This is a genomic window from Streptomyces sp. NPDC004134 (assembly GCF_042874195.1).
In the GTDB taxonomy this organism is placed as follows: Bacteria; Actinomycetota; Actinomycetes; order Streptomycetales; family Streptomycetaceae; genus Streptomyces.
Genome location: NZ_JBIAMS010000005.1, coordinates 261,632 through 276,864 on the forward strand (window position 1 = coordinate 261,632; position 15,233 = coordinate 276,864).

16 protein-coding genes are annotated in these 15,233 nt (G+C 74.0%); 8 read left to right on the forward strand and 8 right to left on the reverse strand.

The genetic code is table 11. The features are described 5' to 3' along the window. Nucleotides 1–82 precede the first annotated feature (82 nt). Nucleotides 83–1,636, forward strand: a complete 1,554-nt coding sequence (locus ACFYVJ_RS09905) for a VWA domain-containing protein (protein ID WP_388888346.1) — start codon at nt 83–85, stop codon at nt 1,634–1,636. A 194-nt stretch (nt 1,637–1,830) separates the two neighbouring features. On the opposite strand, the gene ACFYVJ_RS09910 is transcribed toward ACFYVJ_RS09905, so the two are convergent. After that, on the reverse strand, nt 1,831–2,757 hold the full coding sequence (locus tag ACFYVJ_RS09910; protein ID WP_388888349.1) for an alpha/beta fold hydrolase: 927 nt from the start codon (nt 2,755–2,757) through the stop codon (nt 1,831–1,833). Between the two features lie 102 nt (nt 2,758–2,859). On the opposite strand from ACFYVJ_RS09910, the gene ACFYVJ_RS09915 reads away from it, so the two are divergent. Next, nucleotides 2,860–3,525 (forward strand): winged helix-turn-helix transcriptional regulator, encoded by a 666-nt coding sequence (locus ACFYVJ_RS09915; protein ID WP_388888352.1) that lies wholly within the window; start codon nt 2,860–2,862, stop codon nt 3,523–3,525. Between the two features lie 109 nt (nt 3,526–3,634). Here the strand turns inward: ACFYVJ_RS09915 and ACFYVJ_RS09920 are convergent, their stop codons facing one another. Further along, nucleotides 3,635–4,108 (reverse strand): MarR family winged helix-turn-helix transcriptional regulator, encoded by a 474-nt coding sequence (locus ACFYVJ_RS09920; protein ID WP_388888355.1) that lies wholly within the window; start codon nt 4,106–4,108, stop codon nt 3,635–3,637. 69 nt (nt 4,109–4,177) lie between these two features. Here ACFYVJ_RS09920 and ACFYVJ_RS09925 point away from each other — a divergent pair, with 69 nt between their 5' ends. Then, nucleotides 4,178–4,555, forward strand: coding sequence for a cupin domain-containing protein (locus tag ACFYVJ_RS09925; protein WP_388888357.1), 378 nt, complete (start codon nt 4,178–4,180; stop codon nt 4,553–4,555). Here ACFYVJ_RS09925 and ACFYVJ_RS09930 read toward each other — a convergent pair. Beyond that, nucleotides 4,512–5,831, reverse strand: a complete 1,320-nt coding sequence (locus tag ACFYVJ_RS09930) for an MFS transporter (protein WP_388888360.1) — start codon at nt 5,829–5,831, stop codon at nt 4,512–4,514. The genes ACFYVJ_RS09925 and ACFYVJ_RS09930 overlap by 44 nt on opposite strands. A gap of 166 nt (nt 5,832–5,997) precedes the next feature. Here ACFYVJ_RS09930 and ACFYVJ_RS09935 point away from each other — a divergent pair, with 166 nt between their 5' ends. From ACFYVJ_RS09935 to ACFYVJ_RS09945, 3 genes are all read left to right on the forward strand, one after another. Next, nucleotides 5,998–6,459 (forward strand): MarR family winged helix-turn-helix transcriptional regulator, encoded by a 462-nt coding sequence (locus tag ACFYVJ_RS09935; protein WP_388888363.1) that lies wholly within the window; start codon nt 5,998–6,000, stop codon nt 6,457–6,459. Nucleotides 6,460–6,548: 89 nt separating this feature from the next. Continuing rightward, the gene (locus ACFYVJ_RS09940; protein WP_388888365.1) at nt 6,549–7,001 is read left to right on the forward strand and encodes a GNAT family N-acetyltransferase; all 453 of its coding nucleotides are present in this window, start codon (nt 6,549–6,551) and stop codon (nt 6,999–7,001) included. A 163-nt stretch (nt 7,002–7,164) separates the two neighbouring features. Next, a complete protein-coding gene (locus ACFYVJ_RS09945; protein ID WP_388888368.1) occupies nt 7,165–8,319 on the forward strand; it encodes a winged helix DNA-binding domain-containing protein in 1,155 nt (384 codons plus the stop codon). Nucleotides 8,320–8,322: 3 nt separating this feature from the next. On the opposite strand, the gene ACFYVJ_RS09950 is transcribed toward ACFYVJ_RS09945, so the two are convergent. Together ACFYVJ_RS09950 and ACFYVJ_RS09955 are read right to left on the reverse strand one after the other, a co-directional pair. After that, nucleotides 8,323–9,693, reverse strand: a complete 1,371-nt coding sequence (locus ACFYVJ_RS09950; protein ID WP_388888372.1) for a serine hydrolase domain-containing protein — start codon at nt 9,691–9,693, stop codon at nt 8,323–8,325. Nucleotides 9,694–9,703: 10 nt separating this feature from the next. Next, nucleotides 9,704–10,825, reverse strand: coding sequence for a DMT family transporter (locus ACFYVJ_RS09955; RefSeq protein WP_388888375.1), 1,122 nt, complete (start codon nt 10,823–10,825; stop codon nt 9,704–9,706). A 73-nt stretch (nt 10,826–10,898) separates the two neighbouring features. Between ACFYVJ_RS09955 and ACFYVJ_RS09960 the strand changes: the two genes are divergently transcribed. Both ACFYVJ_RS09960 and ACFYVJ_RS09965 read left to right on the forward strand, forming a co-directional pair. Next, complete coding sequence (locus ACFYVJ_RS09960) at nt 10,899–11,864, forward strand: LysR family transcriptional regulator (RefSeq protein ID WP_388888378.1); 966 nt, start codon at nt 10,899–10,901, stop codon at nt 11,862–11,864. Between the two features lie 64 nt (nt 11,865–11,928). After that, nucleotides 11,929–12,486: a GNAT family N-acetyltransferase gene (locus tag ACFYVJ_RS09965; RefSeq protein WP_388888381.1), complete on the forward strand. Its 558-nt coding sequence runs from the start codon at nt 11,929–11,931 to the stop codon at nt 12,484–12,486. A 3-nt stretch (nt 12,487–12,489) separates the two neighbouring features. Here ACFYVJ_RS09965 and ACFYVJ_RS09970 read toward each other — a convergent pair whose 3' ends face one another. The 3 genes from ACFYVJ_RS09970 to ACFYVJ_RS09980 form a co-directional block, all read right to left on the reverse strand. After that, entirely contained in the window at nt 12,490–13,197 is a 708-nt protein-coding gene (locus ACFYVJ_RS09970) for an HAD family hydrolase (protein ID WP_388888384.1), read from the reverse strand. A gap of 70 nt (nt 13,198–13,267) precedes the next feature. Further along, nucleotides 13,268–13,960: a response regulator gene (locus ACFYVJ_RS09975; RefSeq protein WP_388888387.1), complete on the reverse strand. Its 693-nt coding sequence runs from the start codon at nt 13,958–13,960 to the stop codon at nt 13,268–13,270. Next, nucleotides 13,957–15,213, reverse strand: a complete 1,257-nt coding sequence (locus ACFYVJ_RS09980; protein WP_388888389.1) for a sensor histidine kinase — start codon at nt 15,211–15,213, stop codon at nt 13,957–13,959. The genes ACFYVJ_RS09975 and ACFYVJ_RS09980 overlap by 4 nt, the downstream gene beginning before the upstream one ends. Between the last annotated feature and the right edge of the window lie 20 nt (nt 15,214–15,233).

The following is a 15,233-nucleotide window of genomic DNA, read 5'->3' on the forward strand; positions in this document are numbered from 1 at the left end:
ACCGCGGTGGGCGGTACGCAGCCCGCCGTACGCCACCACGACCGCAACGACAGCCCGACCGCACGGGAGAGGGACCGAGTCCATGGCCACCGCACCGCTCGCCAAAGGCGCCAACCTGCCCGTCGACGCCCCCGCGGTACGCGCCGAACTCTCCTGGTCCGAAGGTCCTGGCGTACCCGACGTCGACGCCTCGGCGCTGCTGCTCACCGCCGCCGGCCGGGTCCGCGACGACGGCGACTTCGTCTTCTACAACCAGCCGCAGCACACCTCCCAGTCGGTCACCCACCGCGGCAAGCAGCAGGCGGGCGGCCGCTACACCGACTCCGTCGAGGTACTGCTGAACTCGCTGGGTCCGGACATCGAACGCGTCGTCCTGTGCGCCTCGGCCGACGGCGGCACCTTCGGCCAGGTGCCCGGGCTGTCGCTGCGGCTCCTGGACGCCGCAACGGGCGGCGAACTGGCCCGCTTCGACATGGAGGCGACGACGGAGACGGCGTTCGTCGGCGGCGAACTGTATCTGCGGGGCGGCCGCTGGAAGTTCCGCGCGGTAGGCCAGGGCTACGCTTCCGGGCTTGCCGGCCTGGCCACCGACTTCGGCATCGCGGTCGACGATTCCCCGCCCTCTCCCTCCCCCACCCCGCCCGCGGCCCCGGCGGCACCCTCGCCCGCCCCGGCAGCCCCCACGCAGCCGCCCGCGGCCCCGCAGGCACCCGCATCCCCTGCCCCAACGCCGGCCCCCGCCCCGCAGGCACCCTTCGCGGCGCCACCTCCCGCGCCCTACCCGCCGGCTGCCCCCGCCGCCGCGCCACCCGCCCCTGGCACACACCCCGCCCCTGCACCTGCGGCCCCGCCCGCCGCGTCCGGCGGGCCGCGGCTGGTCAAGGGCGAGGAGAACCTGCCCGTCGACATGCGCAAGCGGCTGTCGCTCCGCAAGGAGCAGGTGGCCATCAGCCTGCGCAAGCACGGGGCCGCCGATGTCTCCGCGCGCGTCATCATCGTGCTGGACGCCTCCGGCTCCATGACCCGCCTCTACGCCCAAGGCGTCGTCGCCGACGTCGTCGAGCGAATGGCCGCGGTCGCCGCCGAGTTGGACGACGACGGGGCCATGCAGGCGTGGACGTTCGCCTCCCATCCGGCCCGGCTTCCGGACCTGCTCCTGGGGGATCTCCCCGAGTGGCTGCGACTGCACGTGCGGGTCGGGCAGCTCGCTCTCTTCCGCCCCCGCAAGAAGCGCAAGGGTCTGGAGAACGGCCAGGTCGACATGCGGACGGTCGGTATCCAGAACGAAGAGCAGAAGGTCATCGCCGAAGTCCGCGCCTACGTCCGCGAGAACCCCGCCCCCGATCCCACACTCGTGCTGTTCTTCTCCGATGGCGGCGTCTACCGCAACGCGGAGATCGAGCGCGAACTGCGCGAAGCGGTCGAGGAGCCGATCTTCTGGCAGTTCGTGGGTCTGGGAGCCGCCGACTACGGCGTACTGGAACGGCTGGACAGCCTCGGGGGCCGCCGGGTCGACAACGTCGGATTCTTCTCCGTCGACGACATCAGCGGACTCCCCGATCCGCAGCTCTACGACCGCCTCCTCTCCCAGTTCCCGGCCTGGATCACCGCCGCCCGCCGCGCACGCATCCTCTGACCTGTCTCACTCTGACCTGTCTCACTCCCGACTCCGCCATGGGGCAGCCCACTTGGCGTTCCATGGCCCGCCTCGGCATCACCGCGTCCCGGCGGGCCGGCCCGGCCTCCCAGCCCGGCGCTAGCACCCGCTCCCGCGGCCCGATCCGCTGAGCCGCCTCGCCTCGCCCCGCTCCGTTCGGGCCGTCGGGCCGGTCAGCGGGCGGTTGCGCCCGTGTGGGGGACGAGTTCGGCTATGACCGTGTCCCACAGCTCCGGGGGCGGCATCTGGTGGCCCATCCCCCGCAGCGGCACGAGCCTGGCCCCGGGGATCTCGCGGGCCAGCGCCTCGCCGTGGGCGTAGGGGAAAAGGGGGTCCTGCGTGCCGTGGAGCACCAGCGTCGGCGCTGTGATGTCGCCGAGGGACAGCGCGGCCTCTTCTTTCCCGTCGTCTTCTTTCCCGTCGTCTTCTTTCCCGTCGTCGAGCAGCCAGTGGTTGGCGGCCGCCGCGGGGACGGGACTGCGGTCGAAAGCCCGCCCGGCGACGCGGCGTACGCGCTGCTCGTCGACCGGGATGGCGCCGGCGAAGGTGTGCTCACCGGCGAGGAAGTAGGAGATGACCGATTCGCGGTCCGACCAGTCCGGCCCCGGCTGCGGCTCCGCGAACTTCCGGGCCAGTTCGTCGCTCATCGGCGGCAACTCGGGCCGGTCGGGGCCACCCGGTGCCGCGGGGCTCGTGGCGATCAGCGTCAACGAGGCGACCCGGCCGGGGTGCCGCGCCGCAATGGTCTGCGCCATGCCGCCGCCCATCGAGACGCCCACGAGGTGCGCGGAGTCGAGGCCGAGTGCGTCGAGCAGCCCGACCACGTCGGCGATCAGATCCTCGCCGCCGTACGTCGGCGCCCCGACCGGGAACGTCGTGGACCGGCCCGTATCGCGCGTATCAAAACGGACGACGTACCGCCCGGCCGCGGCCAGGCGTGAGCAGAAGCCGTCCTCCCACCAGTCCATCGACGCCTCCGCGCCCCCGATCAGCAGGATCGGCGGATCCGCCGCCGCGCCGAACGCCTGCGCGCAGATCTCCACCTCCCCGACCCGCACCAATCGCTCTGCCCCGGGCCGGACTTCCGCCGTGCCGTTCATGGCTCGCCTCCCTCACCTGGCTTTTTTGAAGGCTACTACATTCCTCGAAGTGTGTGCTACATTTTTCGTAGTGAATTTGGGAAGCATGGGAGGAGCGCGGAGATGGCGAGGGACGGCGGCGACAGGCGGACTTACGGGCAGGCGTGCCCGATCGCCCACGCGCTCGACATGATCGGTGAGCGCTGGGCTCTGCTGGTCGTACGCGAACTGCGCCTGGGCCCCCGCCGGTACGCGGACCTCCAGGCCGCGCTCCCCGGCATCGGGCCCAGCATGCTGTCCCAGCGCCTGCGCGATCTGGAGCGGTTCGGCGTGCTCGCCCGCCGCACGCTGCCGCCGCCCGCCTCGGCGAAGGTGTACGAGCTGACGGCGTGGGGCAGCGAGCTGGAGCCGGTCTTCGCCGCGCTGCGCACGTGGGGGCTGCGCTCCCCGGTGATACCGCTGGAGGGGGTGCTGACCTCCGACACCGTGCTGCTCGGGCTGCGCGCCTTCTTCCAGCCGCAGCCGCACGCCGCGTGGTCGGCGAGCTACCGCATAGAGCTGGAGCGCGAGGTGTACCGGCTGGAGGTCGCCGACGGCGAGTTGACCGCGGTGCGGCGCGGCGAGGAGCCGCCGTCCCCGGACGTCGCGGTGACCACCGACCACGACACGCTGCAGTCGGTGCTGTCCCACGAGCGCCCGCTGGCCGAGGCGGTCGAGGCGGGAGAGCTGACGGTCGAGGGCGACGGGGACGTGATGGAGCGCCTGGTGGCGGCGGTCCAGCGGAACTGAGGCCCCGGCCTGCTGCCTTACGCCAGACAGGCGCCGCCTCGGTCGCCGCCCCGATCGCCGGCCCTACGCCGGAACGACCGACGCCCGGCCCTGGGCGCCGGGCGCCGGGTCACCAGACGGGGCGCAGCGGGGGGAGGTCGTCGCCGGCCAGGCCGTGGACGAGGCGGAGGAGTTCGGCGCGGAGGAGGGGGGTGTCGGTGCCTGTGCGGCGGGCGAGTTCGGCTTCGAGGTCGTGCAGGAGGTCCCCGGCGATGCGGAGGTGCCTGCGGGCGGCGTCGGTGAGGACGACGAGCTTGCGGCGGCCGCCGGCGGGGTGGGCGGTGCGGAGTACGTAGCCGCGGCGCTCCAGGTCGTCGACGAGTTGGCCGGCGGCCTGTTTGGTGACGCCGAGCCGGGCGGCGAGTTCGCTGCTGGTGGCGCCGTCGGCGCCGAGGATCTGGAAGATCATGCCGTGCAGGGGGCGCAGGTCGGGGTAACCGGCGGCGGCCACCCGCTCGTTGAACTCGGTCAGCACGAGCTGGAAGGCCATGCCGAGCAGGAACAGCAGCTCGGGCGGCGGCGGGCTGTCGTGGTCGCGGGTCACGGGGACATCTTGACACGGTTGAGTAAATCTCCTTTACTCAATCCATTCGAGTAAAGGAGCTTTACACGCATGAAGGTCATCGCCCCCGCCACCGACCGCACCGTCACCACCCCGAACGCCTCCATGGAGTCCCTCGCCACTCCCTCCCAGGGCAGCACCGCGCTCAGCACCTGGCGGGTACGCATGGACGCGGGCCAGGCCGGGCCCGTGCACGCCATCGACCGCGAGCAGGTCTGGATGGTCGTATCCGGCTCCCTCACCGTGACCTGCGACGGCCGCACCGAGACCGCCTCCCCCGGGCAGGCGGTCCTGCTCCCGTCCGGCGTGCTGCGGCGGCTCGGCGCGGCCGAGGGCGCCGGCGCCGTCGAGGCGCTGGTGGCGATGGAAGCCGGCGGCAGCGCCGTCACCGAGGACGGCGCGCGGCACCCCCTGCCCTGGGCGGAGTAGGGGGCTCCGCTACGTCGGCGGAGCCGGCCGGTCGGTCCGGTCGGCGGCGTTCGGCGCTGCCCGCTACCCGTACCGTCCGTGAGGCGGCCGCCGGACCCGCGGTGCCTGCCGCGCGGCGCTCAAGTCGTGCGGAGAGGAGCGCGAGAGCCAGGCCGGAGGCGGCGAGGGCGGCGCCGACCCAGTTGGGGGCGGTGTAGCCGAGGCCGGCGGAGATGACGAGGCCGCCGAGCCAGGCGGCGATGGCGTTGCCGAGGTTGAACGCGCCGACGTTGACGGCCGAGGCGAGGGTGGGCGCGGCGGCGGCCTGGTCCAGCACCCGCTTCTGCAGGGGCGGCACCGTCGCGAAGCCGAAGAACCCGACGAGGAAGATGCTCACGGCCGCCGCCGGCTTGCTGTGCGCGGTGAGCGTGAACAGCGCCAGCGTCGCGGTCAGGGCGCTGAGTGCGACGTACAGCATCGGCATCAGGGCGCGGTCCGCGAAGCGCCCGCCGATCAGGTTGCCGCCGACCATGCCGAGGCCGAAGAGGGCGAGGAGCCAGGTGACGGAGCTGTCGGCGTAGCCGGCGACCTCGGTCATCATCGGTGCGATGTAGGTGATGGCGGCGAAGACGCCGCCGAATCCGACGACGGTCATGCCCATGGCCAGCAGCACCTGGACGTTGAGGAACGCGGCCAGTTCGCGCCGGAGACCGGTGGGGCCGGGGGAGGCGGGTCCCCCGGGCGGCTGCTGCGGCAGGTCCGGTACGAGCCTGGCCACACCTGCCAGCCCGACGACCCCGATCGCCGCCACCGCGAGGAACGTGGCCCGCCAGCCGACGGTCTGCCCGAGGAGCGTGCCGCCGGGGACGCCGACGACGTTGGCCACGGTCAGCCCCGTGAACATCATCGCGATGGCCCCGGCCCGCTTGTCCCTGGCGACCAGCCCGGCGGCGACGACCGCGCCGATGCCGAAGAACGCGCCGTGCGCGAGCGAGGCGACGATGCGGCCGGCGAGCATGATGCCGAAGGCGGGTGCGAGCGCGGAGATGACGTTGCCCGCGATGAACAGGCCCATGAGGCTCATCAGCATCCGCTTGCGCGGGACGCGGGTGCCGAGCGCGGTGAGCAGCGGGGCGCCGCCGAAGACGCCGAGGGCGTAGCCGGTGGTGAGCCAGCCGGCGGTGGGGACGGAGACGGAGAACTCGTCGGCCACCTCGGGCAGCAGGCCCATGACGACGAACTCCGTGGTGCCGATCCCGAAGGCGCCGATGGCCAGCGCGAGCAGCGCGAGAGGCATGCGGGGACTCCTGCGGTGGGTGCGAGGGGCTGCCATTTACCAAGCGCCCACAATAATTGCGTACGCCGATCCTTGCAAACGCGGGCTATTGCGATGGTGGAGTAAACTCGGGAGTCAGGACGGCGAACGCACGCACGCACTGCACTCACGGGACGCGGAGGCGCTCATGGCGGCCACAGCCGAGCAGCTCGACGAACTGGCCCGGGGCTGGTCGGCCCTGGCTTCCCTGCACGCCCGCATCGAGACCCACGTGGAGCGCACGCTCCAGCGCGCGCACCGGCTGAGCGCCCGCGAGTACTCCGTACTGGACGCCCTCGGCCGCCAGGACGACTTCCACCTGCGCATGAACCAGCTCGCCGACGCCGTCGTCCTCAGCCAGAGCGCCACCACCCGCCTCGTCACCCGCCTCGAGGACCGCGGCCTGCTCAGCCGCTACCTCTGCCCCGACGACCGCCGGGGGATCTACACCGAGGTCACCCCCGCCGGCCGCAGCCTCCTCGCCGAAGCCAGGCCGGGATACGAGGCATCCCTGCGCGCCGCGCTCGACGAGGCCGCGAAGCGGCCGGAACTGGCGCCGCTGGTGGCGGCAGTGGAGACGCTGGAGGCCCCTGCCGCGTACGCGCGGTAGAGCGCGTACGGCAGCGGGACGGCGCGCAGAGCGCGGAGGGGCGCGTACCGACTGGGGGGCGCCCCGGGGGCACGCATAGGGTCGGCGACATGACCGACCTGGCAATCCGGCACGCGACGGCCGCCGACGTCCCCGCCATCGTGGCGATGCTCGCCGACGACCCCCTGGGCGCCACCCGCGAGACACCCGACGACCTGGCCCCGTACGAGGACGCCTTCGGGCGCATCGAGGCCGACCCCGGCCAGCACCTGGTCGTCGCCGAACGCGACGGCCGCGTCGTCGGTACGGTCCAACTCACCGTCATCCCCGGGCTGTCGCGGCGGGGTGCGACGAGGGCGCTCATCGAGGCGGTGCGCGTGCACCGCGAGGAGCGCGGGGGCGGGCTGGGGACGCAGCTCGTCGAGTGGGCCGTCGAGGAGGCGCGACGGCGCGGGTGCGCGGTCGTGCAACTCACGTCGGACGCTACGCGCACGGACGCGCACCGCTTCTACGAGCGGCTGGGCTTCGCGGCGTCGCACGTGGGGTTCAAGCGGATGCTGTAGCGGCGGGCGGGGCCACTGCCCGGGGCCGGAGTAGCTCGCAACCTGGCCCGAGGAGCTACCCCCTTGCGTCGAGTCTTCCCTGGTCAGAAGAGTATCGGTGGGCAAGATCCGAAGTTTTCCACAGGCCCGAGCGGGCCGGCATGCGCTTCGGCATACTGCCACTATGCAGATCACGACAGAGCAGCGACGAGCCCGGATCGGCGTGCGGCATGCGCTGGCGCCGACCGCCCGCGCGGCCTCGCCCGTCGACGCGGCCGACGCCGTCGTCGCGCTGCATGCGACGGACGCGGCGACCGTCTTCCTCTCTGCCTGCGCGCGGATGAAGGAGCCAGGAGTCACCCCCGTAGAGCGCGCGCTCTACGAGGAAGTGGCTCTGGTGAAGCTGCTGTCCATGCGGCGCACGCTCTTCGCGGTCAGCCGCGAGCTGGCACCCGTCGTGGACGCGGCGGCGGCCCGCGCCATAGCGGCCCGCGAGCGCGCCACCTTCCTCAAGCACCTCAAGGACTGGAACGGCCTGGACGAGGCGTGGCTGCAGCGCGCCGAAGCCGCCGCGCTGGCCGTGCTCGAAGACAAGGGCGAGGCCACCGGCAGCGAGATATCCGCCGCCGAGCCGCTGCTGCGCACGAAGATCACGGTCTTCCCCGGCAGCCGCCAGGAGACGCAGCAGGGCGTGACGACGCGCGTGCTGCGCATGCTCGCCTGCGACGGGCACATACGCCGCGGGCACCCGCGCGGATCATGGACGTCGAGCCAGTTCCGATGGGCGCCCGGCGAGGACTTCGCCGGCATGGACGTCGCCGGAGCGCAGGCGGAGCTGACCAGACGCTGGCTGTACGCGTACGGGCCGGCCACCGAAGCGGACCTCGTGTGGTGGACCGGCTGGACGAAGACCGCCGCGCGCAAGGCCCTGGCCGCGACCGGCGCCGTGGCGGTGGAGCTGGACGAGGGCGCGGGGTACGTGCTGCCGGACGACACCGAGCCGGTCGCGCAGCCGGAGCCGTGGGCGGCGCTGCTCCCGGGGCTCGACCCGACACCGATGGGCTGGAAGGAACGCGACTGGCACCTCGACGCCGGCCACCGCAAGGCTCTGTTCGACGGCAGTGGAAACGTGGGACCGACGGTGTGGTGGAACGGCGAAGTCGTCGGCGGCTGGGCGCAACGACAGGACGGAGAGGTGGTGTGGCGGATGCTCACGGACGTGGGCGGCGACGCGGAACGCGCGGTGGCCGCGGAGGCCGAACGACTGGCGGCCTGGGTGGGCGACGCCCGGATAACGCCGAGGTTCCGCACGCCGCTGGAGAAGGAGTTGGCCGCATAGGGGTTACGTCCAGCCGCGGGTGCCGCCGGGGACGGGGGCGTCCGGGTCGTACGGTTCGCGGGTGAAGACGAAGGTGCCCAGGTCGAGATGCGACACCTCGCCGGTCGCCGAACGCTCCACGCGCAGCGTCTCACCGGCGCAGTAGCCGTCGACCGCCGTCCACGTGCCGTCTCCCTCCGGGCGTAGCCGGGAGGCGTAGCCGTTCCCGGTCAGCGGACTCAGGTCCAGCCACCGGTCCTCCTTCAGCCGCAGCACATGCGGGTTCGCGCCCCAGTACCACGGGCCCGTGAGAGCGAGCAGTTCCGGATCCACCGCGTCCGCGGCCAGCGGGCGCCACGGCTCGGGGATGCGCGGCTCGTGCCGCACCACGGTGCCGATCAGATCGGCCGCCAGGCCGGAGATGGACACACCGGAGGTGACGTTCGTGAGGGCGACCGCGCTCACGTCCTCGTCGACATCGGAGAGGAGGCAGGCGAGGAAGCCGGGCATGGAGCCGGTGTGGCCGGCGAGCATGGTGCCGTCGCGGCGGATGAGCTGCATGCCCAGCCCGTACCCGCTGTCCCACGACGCGGCCTCGGGGGCAATGGCGGGGGTGCGCATCTCCGCCAGCGTGCCGGCGCAGAGCACCCGCTCGTCGCCGCGCAGGAGGAAGGTCGCGAACCGGGCCAGGTCGCCGACCGTGGACCACAACTGGCCCGCGGGGCCCATCCGGCCGGTGTCGTGCAGCGGCTCGGGCTGCATGACGTCGGCCCACGGATGGACGGCGAACCCGCCGGCGTGCGGGGCCTCGGGCAGCAGCGTCGTACGCCGCAGCCCCAGCGGCTCCAGCAACTCGCGCCGCAGCACGTCGCCCCACGGTGCGCCGCGCAGTGCCTCGACGACCGCGCCGAGGTACGCGAAGCCGGGGTTGGAGTAGTGGTACCGGCGGCCCGCCGGGTGGCGGGTGGGGTCGCCGTCGAAGAGTTCACCGAGATCGGGGCGCAGCGTGCCCGGGGTCCGCTCCCACCAGGGACCGCGGGGTTCGGCGCCGACACCGGAACCGTGGGAGAGGAGTTGAGCGATGGTCGCCGCGGGGGCCTGAGTGCCGGGGACGTGCTTGCCCAGCGGATCGCCGAGGTCGAGAAGGCCCTCGTCGCGCAGCCGGAGCACCAGCACGGCGACGAACGTCTTGGTGATCGAGCCGATGCGGTACTGGGTCTCGGTGGTCGGCTCGTGCCCGTCGATCATCGAGCGGGCGCCGGACCAGACGGTCTCCCCGTCGCGTACGACGGCCGCGACGAGCGAAGGCGTACGCCCCGCGCTCTGCGCGACCGCGAGCCGGTGGTGCAGAGCGCGGGCGGTGGCGGGGAGCAGGGCGTCGTCATACGGCGGCATGGGGCGCAGCCTAGCCGCGGCCTTCGCCGCGGAGCGCGGGAGATTCTGCGCCGCGGCCGGCGGCGCCGCGGGTGGCGTACCAGACGGTGGCGATCACCAGTAGGGAGCCGGCGTACTGCGTCGCCGTGGGCCGTTCGCCGAGGAACGCGACGGCGGTGGCGATGGCGAGCACCGGCTGGAGCAGGAGCAGCGCCGCCCCGGTGGCCGGGGCGAGCCGGGGCAGAGCGGGGGTGATGAGGAGCAGGGCGAGGACCTGGCCGAGCGCGGCCAGCGCGGCCAGCCAGCCGAGGGCGGCGGGCTCGGGCATCGGATCGATACCGGTCCACAGCGCGCCGAGGACGCCGGAGGCGACGGCGGCGGAGAACGTCGCGGTGCACACCGGCACGGCGATGTGCGGGCGGGGAGAGGAGTGGGTGGGCGAGTCGGGGGCTGGGCCTCGGCGGGGACTTGTGCGGGGGTGGGTGCCGGCGAGGCGGGTGAGGAAGAGGTAGCCGGCGAAGGCGACGCCGGCGGCGGTGCCGTAGAGGATGCCGGTGACGGGGCTGCTGCCCGGTTCCGGGTTGCCGATCGCGCCGCCCGCGAGCGCGACCCCGGCGAGCAGTACCGGCGCCGTGAGCCAGAAGCCGCGCGGCAACGGCGTGCGGGTCAGCAGCCGTGCCAGCAGCGGGAAGACGAGCACCTGGATGTTGAGCAGCACGGTCGCGATGGACGCCCCGACATCCCTGATGCTCGCCGCCCAGAACACGAAGTCGACGCCGAGCAGCAGCCCTGCCGCCAGGTCCGTCAGCACCGGGCGCCGGGCCCGGGGGCCGAGGCGGCGGAGTTCGACGGCCGCCAGCGGGGCGAGCAGCAGCAGTGCCAGGAGGCAGCGCAGGAAGGCGGCGGTGCCGGCGTTCACGTCGGAGAGCTTCACGAAGATCGCCGACAGGGAGATGCACGCCGAGCCGCCGATGACCATCGTGGCCGGGGTGGCCAGCCGGGACAGCAGGCCCGGGGCGTAGTCCTGGGCGAGGCCCCCGGTAGGGCCCCGGTCGCGGCTCCACTCGCGGTTCCGGGTGGCGGAGTTGCCGGCCCGCCGGCTTTCGAACGGTATGTCGCCGTTGCTGTCCTGGCTCTCCCCGTCGACTCGCATGCTCCTCACTCTGCCTGCCCGGTCTCCCAAGAAAAAGCGATGATTCGTTAGCCGCAAGCATTAGCATCGCTTTGTGTTCAGCCTGGAGCGCCTCCGCGCCCTCGACGCCGTCGCCGTCCACGGCACCATCGCCCGTGCCGCCGAGTCGCTGCACGTCACCGCCTCCGGCGTCTCGCAGCAGCTCGCCAAGCTGGAACGCGAGTCCGGGCACCGGCTGCTGGAGCCGTACGGGCGCAGTGTCCGCCTCACCCACGCCGGCCAGGTGCTCGCCGCGCATGCGGCCCGGGTGTGTGCGCAGGTCGCCGAGGCCGAGGCGGATCTCGCCGATCTGCAGGACGAGATCCTCGGGCCGCTGCGCCTCGGCGGTGTCGGCAGTTCGCTGCGCGCCCTGCTGCCCGAGGTGCTGACCGCCCTCACCGCCTCCCATCCGCGGCTGGCCCCCACCGTCGTCGACGGCGAGGTCGTCGAGCTGGTGCCGCGGCTGGTCGGCGGGGAGCTGGATCTGCTGCTCATCGAGAGCTGGAGCAGCCGGCCGATCCGGTTGCCGCAGGGGCTGGCGGTGCGGACGCTGGTGGTCGAGGACGTGCAGTTGGCGGTGCCGGACGCGCATCCGCTGGCCGGCCGCGAGCGCGTCGGCCTCGCCGAGCTGGGCGGTCTCGCCCATCCGACCGGGGCGGCGGTGTGGGCGAGTTGTCCGGTCGGCACCGAGCCGTACGAGGGGCTGACGCAGGCGTTGCGCGAGGTGGGTCTGGAGCCGGAGGTGCGGTACCAGGTGACGGAGTACGCCACGCTGCTTGCCCTCGTGCGGGGCGGGTTGTGCGTGTCGCTCGTACCGGAGATGGCGCAGCGGCCGTGCCCGCCCGGGGTGCGGTTCCTGCCGGTGCGGCCGGCGGTGCGGCGTACGGTGCAGGCCGCGTGGCGGTCCCGGGGGGAGAGTCCGGCCGTACGGGCGTGTGTCGCCGCCCTCGCCGAGGCGGGGCAGGAGGAGGCGACGCGGGCGGGGGAGGTGGCGCGGGCAGAGCCTGTGGCGGGCGGATGACCTGCGCGGCCTGTCGGTGGCCCGTGCGAGGATCACCGTACGGAGCACAGCCACTGGAGGACCGATGTTCGCGATACCCCTGGGTGACGACGGCGCCGAGCTGCGTCCGCTGGAGCCGTGGCAGGCCGAGGAGTTCCTCGCCCACATCGACCGCGGTCGCGAGTTCATCGGCCGCCACGTCGGACTCCCCGATGCCGCCGCCGATCTCGACTCCGCCCGCGCCTGGCTCCGGTCGTACGCCGACAAGGCCGCTTCCGACTCCGGCCGCCTCTACGGGATCTGGCTCGACGGCCTCCTCGTCGGCGGCGTCCTCTTCCGTGTCTTCGACGCGCAGCAGCGCACCTGCGAGGCGGGTTGCTGGCTGGAGCCCGCGGCGGCCGGCCGCGGGCTGGTGACGCGCGCCGCCCGCGTGATCATCGACTGGGCGGTGCACGAGCGCGGCGTGGAGCGGGTGGAGTGGCTCGTGTCCGCGGAGAACACCCCGAGCATCAAGGTCGCCCAGCGCCTCGGCATGAGCCGCGACGCCGTGCTCCGCGCGAAGCACCCCTACCGCGGGGTGCGGCAGGACACCGAGGTGTGGTCGGTGCTGGCGTCCGAGTGGGGCAAGGGGCAGGAGGCGTAGCCGTCACTCCCGCGTGCTCGCCGTGCCCGCCGCGCCTGTCGTGCCTGTCGTGCCCGCCGTCTCCAGCAGGTCCGGCAGTTTGCGCATGTCGTCGAAGAGCACCGTGTCCGGCCCCGCCAGCCAGTCGGCCGGGGACAGCCCGCCGGTGAAGCCGTACGCGCGCATGCCCGCGGCGCGCGCCGCCTGTACGCCGTAGCGGCTGTCCTCCACCACCGCGCACGCCCGCGGCGCGTAGCCCATCTCCCGGGCCGCGTGCAGGAAGAGGTCGGGCGCGGGTTTGCCGCGGCCGCCGACGTCGGTGGCGGAGTAGATGCGTCCGGCGAAGCGGTCGTACAGCCCGGTGCGGCCGAGGGTGCGGCGCATCCGCTCGTGCCCGCCGCTCGACGCGACGCAGGTGGGCAGGCCGGCGGCGGCGATGGCGTCGAGTGCGCCGACGACGCCGGGTACGGCTTCGAGGCGGTCGAGCCCGGCGAAGAACTCCTCGTAGTAGCGGGTGCGCCAGGTCTCGTCGGTGCCCGGCCCGAGGCGTTCGACGACCATGGCGCCGACGGATTCCTGGGACTTGCCCATGAAGAGTTCTACGGCGTCGGCTTCGGTGAGCGGCCAGCCGAGTTCCGCCCCCACGGTGACCTGCGCGGCGGCGGCGATGCGCTCGGAGTCGACGAGGACTCCGTCGCAGTCGAATATCACGAGTTCGATGGCTCCGGGCATGGTCACGAGGCTAGCCGAGCCGCGCCGGCAAGAGCCGGGCGGCCGGAGCCCACGGCCGCGGCCGCGGGTGTCAGCGGGTGCCGGGGACGACGAGGCCCGTTTCGTACGCCATGACCACCGCCTGCGTACGGTCCCGCAGCCCCAGCTTCGCCAGCAGCCGGCTGACGTGCGTCTTCACCGTCTCCTCGCCGACGTGCAGGCGCGCGGCGAGTTCGGGGTTGGACAGGCCCTCGGCGAGGAGCCGCAGCACCTCCGTCTCGCGCGGCGTCAGCGCGGCCAGCGGCGCCGCCGCCCCGTCCCGTTCCGGCCGCGCCGCGCGCAGCCGCGCGAACTCGGCGATCAGCCGCCGCGTGACCCCCGGCGCGAGCAGCGCCTCGCCGGCCGCGACCACGCGCACCGCGTCGAACAGCCGCTCCGCCGTGACGTCCTTGAGCAGGAAGCCGCTGGCGCCGGCGGCGAGGGCGTCGTAGACGTACTCGTCGAGGTCGAAGGTGGTGAGGATCAGCACCTTGGGGTGCGGGGGTTCCGCCGTGAGGCGGGCGGTGGCCTCGATGCCGTCGACGCCGGGCATGCGGACGTCCATGAGGACGACGTCGGGCCGCCGGGCGCGGCAGACGCGGACCGCGTCGGCGCCGTCGTGCGCGGTGCCGACGACGTCGAAGTCCGGCTGGGTGGCGAGGAGTCCGGCGAAGCCGGCGCGTACGACTTCGTGGTCGTCGGCGACGACGACGCGCACGGTGTCCGTGTCCGCGGAGCCGGTCATGCGGCGGTTACCTCCCTGCTCGCGGGGGTCTGTGCGGGGAGCGTCGCTTCGAGGAGGAAGCCGCCGCCCGCGGCGGGGCCGCTGCGGAGCCGGCCGCCGACGGCGGCGGCGCGTTCGCGCATGCCGAGCAGCCCGTGCCCGCCGTCCGCGGAGCCGGTGCCGGGGCCGGTGCCGGGGTCGGGGCTGTGGCCCGGCCGCGGGCCGGGGCCGTTGTCGCGGATGCGCAGGCGCAGCGCGGCGTCGGTGTAGTGGAGTTCGACGTCGACGGCGGCGCCGGGGGCGTGCCGGCGGGCGTTGGTGAGGGCTTCCTGCACGATGCGGTACGCGGTGAGTTCGATGCCGGTGCCGAGGGGGCGTACGGCGCCGCTGACGATGAGCCGGACGGCGGCGCCCGCGGTGTCGCGGGCGCCGTCGAGGAGTTCGTTGAGCTGGGCGAGGCCGGGCGGGGGGCGGCGTTCCGCGGGGGCGGCGCCGGCGTCTTCGCGCAGTACGCCGAGGAGGCGGCGCATCTCGGTGAGGGCGGTGCGGGCGGTGTCGCCGATGTCGCGGAACCGGCGGGCGCCTTCGTCGGGAAGGCCGGGGGTGGTGAGGCGGGCGGTCTCCGCCTGCACGGAGATCATCGAGATGTGGTGGGCGACGACGTCGTGGAGTTCGCGGGCGATGCGGGCGCGTTCGCCGCGGGCGGCGTGTTCGTAGAGGGTGTGCGCGATGGCGCGTTCGGTGGCGCTGTGGGCGGCGGCCGTGCTGCGGGCGCGGCGGGCGAGGCCGGTGCCGGTGGCGGCGGCGAGGAGGACGGCGGCGGCTACGGCGAGCAGCCGGGCGGCGGCGTCGAGCCGGCCGCCTTCGGAGGCGCCGGGGTCGCCGATCGCGTAGCCGGCGAGCGGCAGCACGAGGAGGACGGCGAGGGTGCGGGCGCGGCGGGTGCCGTGGCGGGCGAGGCGGTGCAGGAGAAGCGCCTGCGCGACGACGCCGGCCGCGACGGGGGCGCCGAGGAGGACGGTGAGCGGGGCGTTCGCGGCGGTGGCGAGGACGGCGGCGGGGGTGGGGTGGGTGCGTAGCAGCGCGAGGGGCGCGGTGGCGCCGAAGGCGAGGAGCAGGGCGGCGGTGAGGCGGTCGCCGGCGCCGGCGCGCAGGACGGTGTCGACGGCGGCGAGGAGGGCGAGGAGCGCGGCGGCGGCGACGGGCCCGTCGGGGGAGGAGGCGAGGCGGCGCACGCCCCTGCCCCCCGCCCGCTCCCCCCGTGCTCCCGTCACCCCGCCATTGTCCCTGCGTA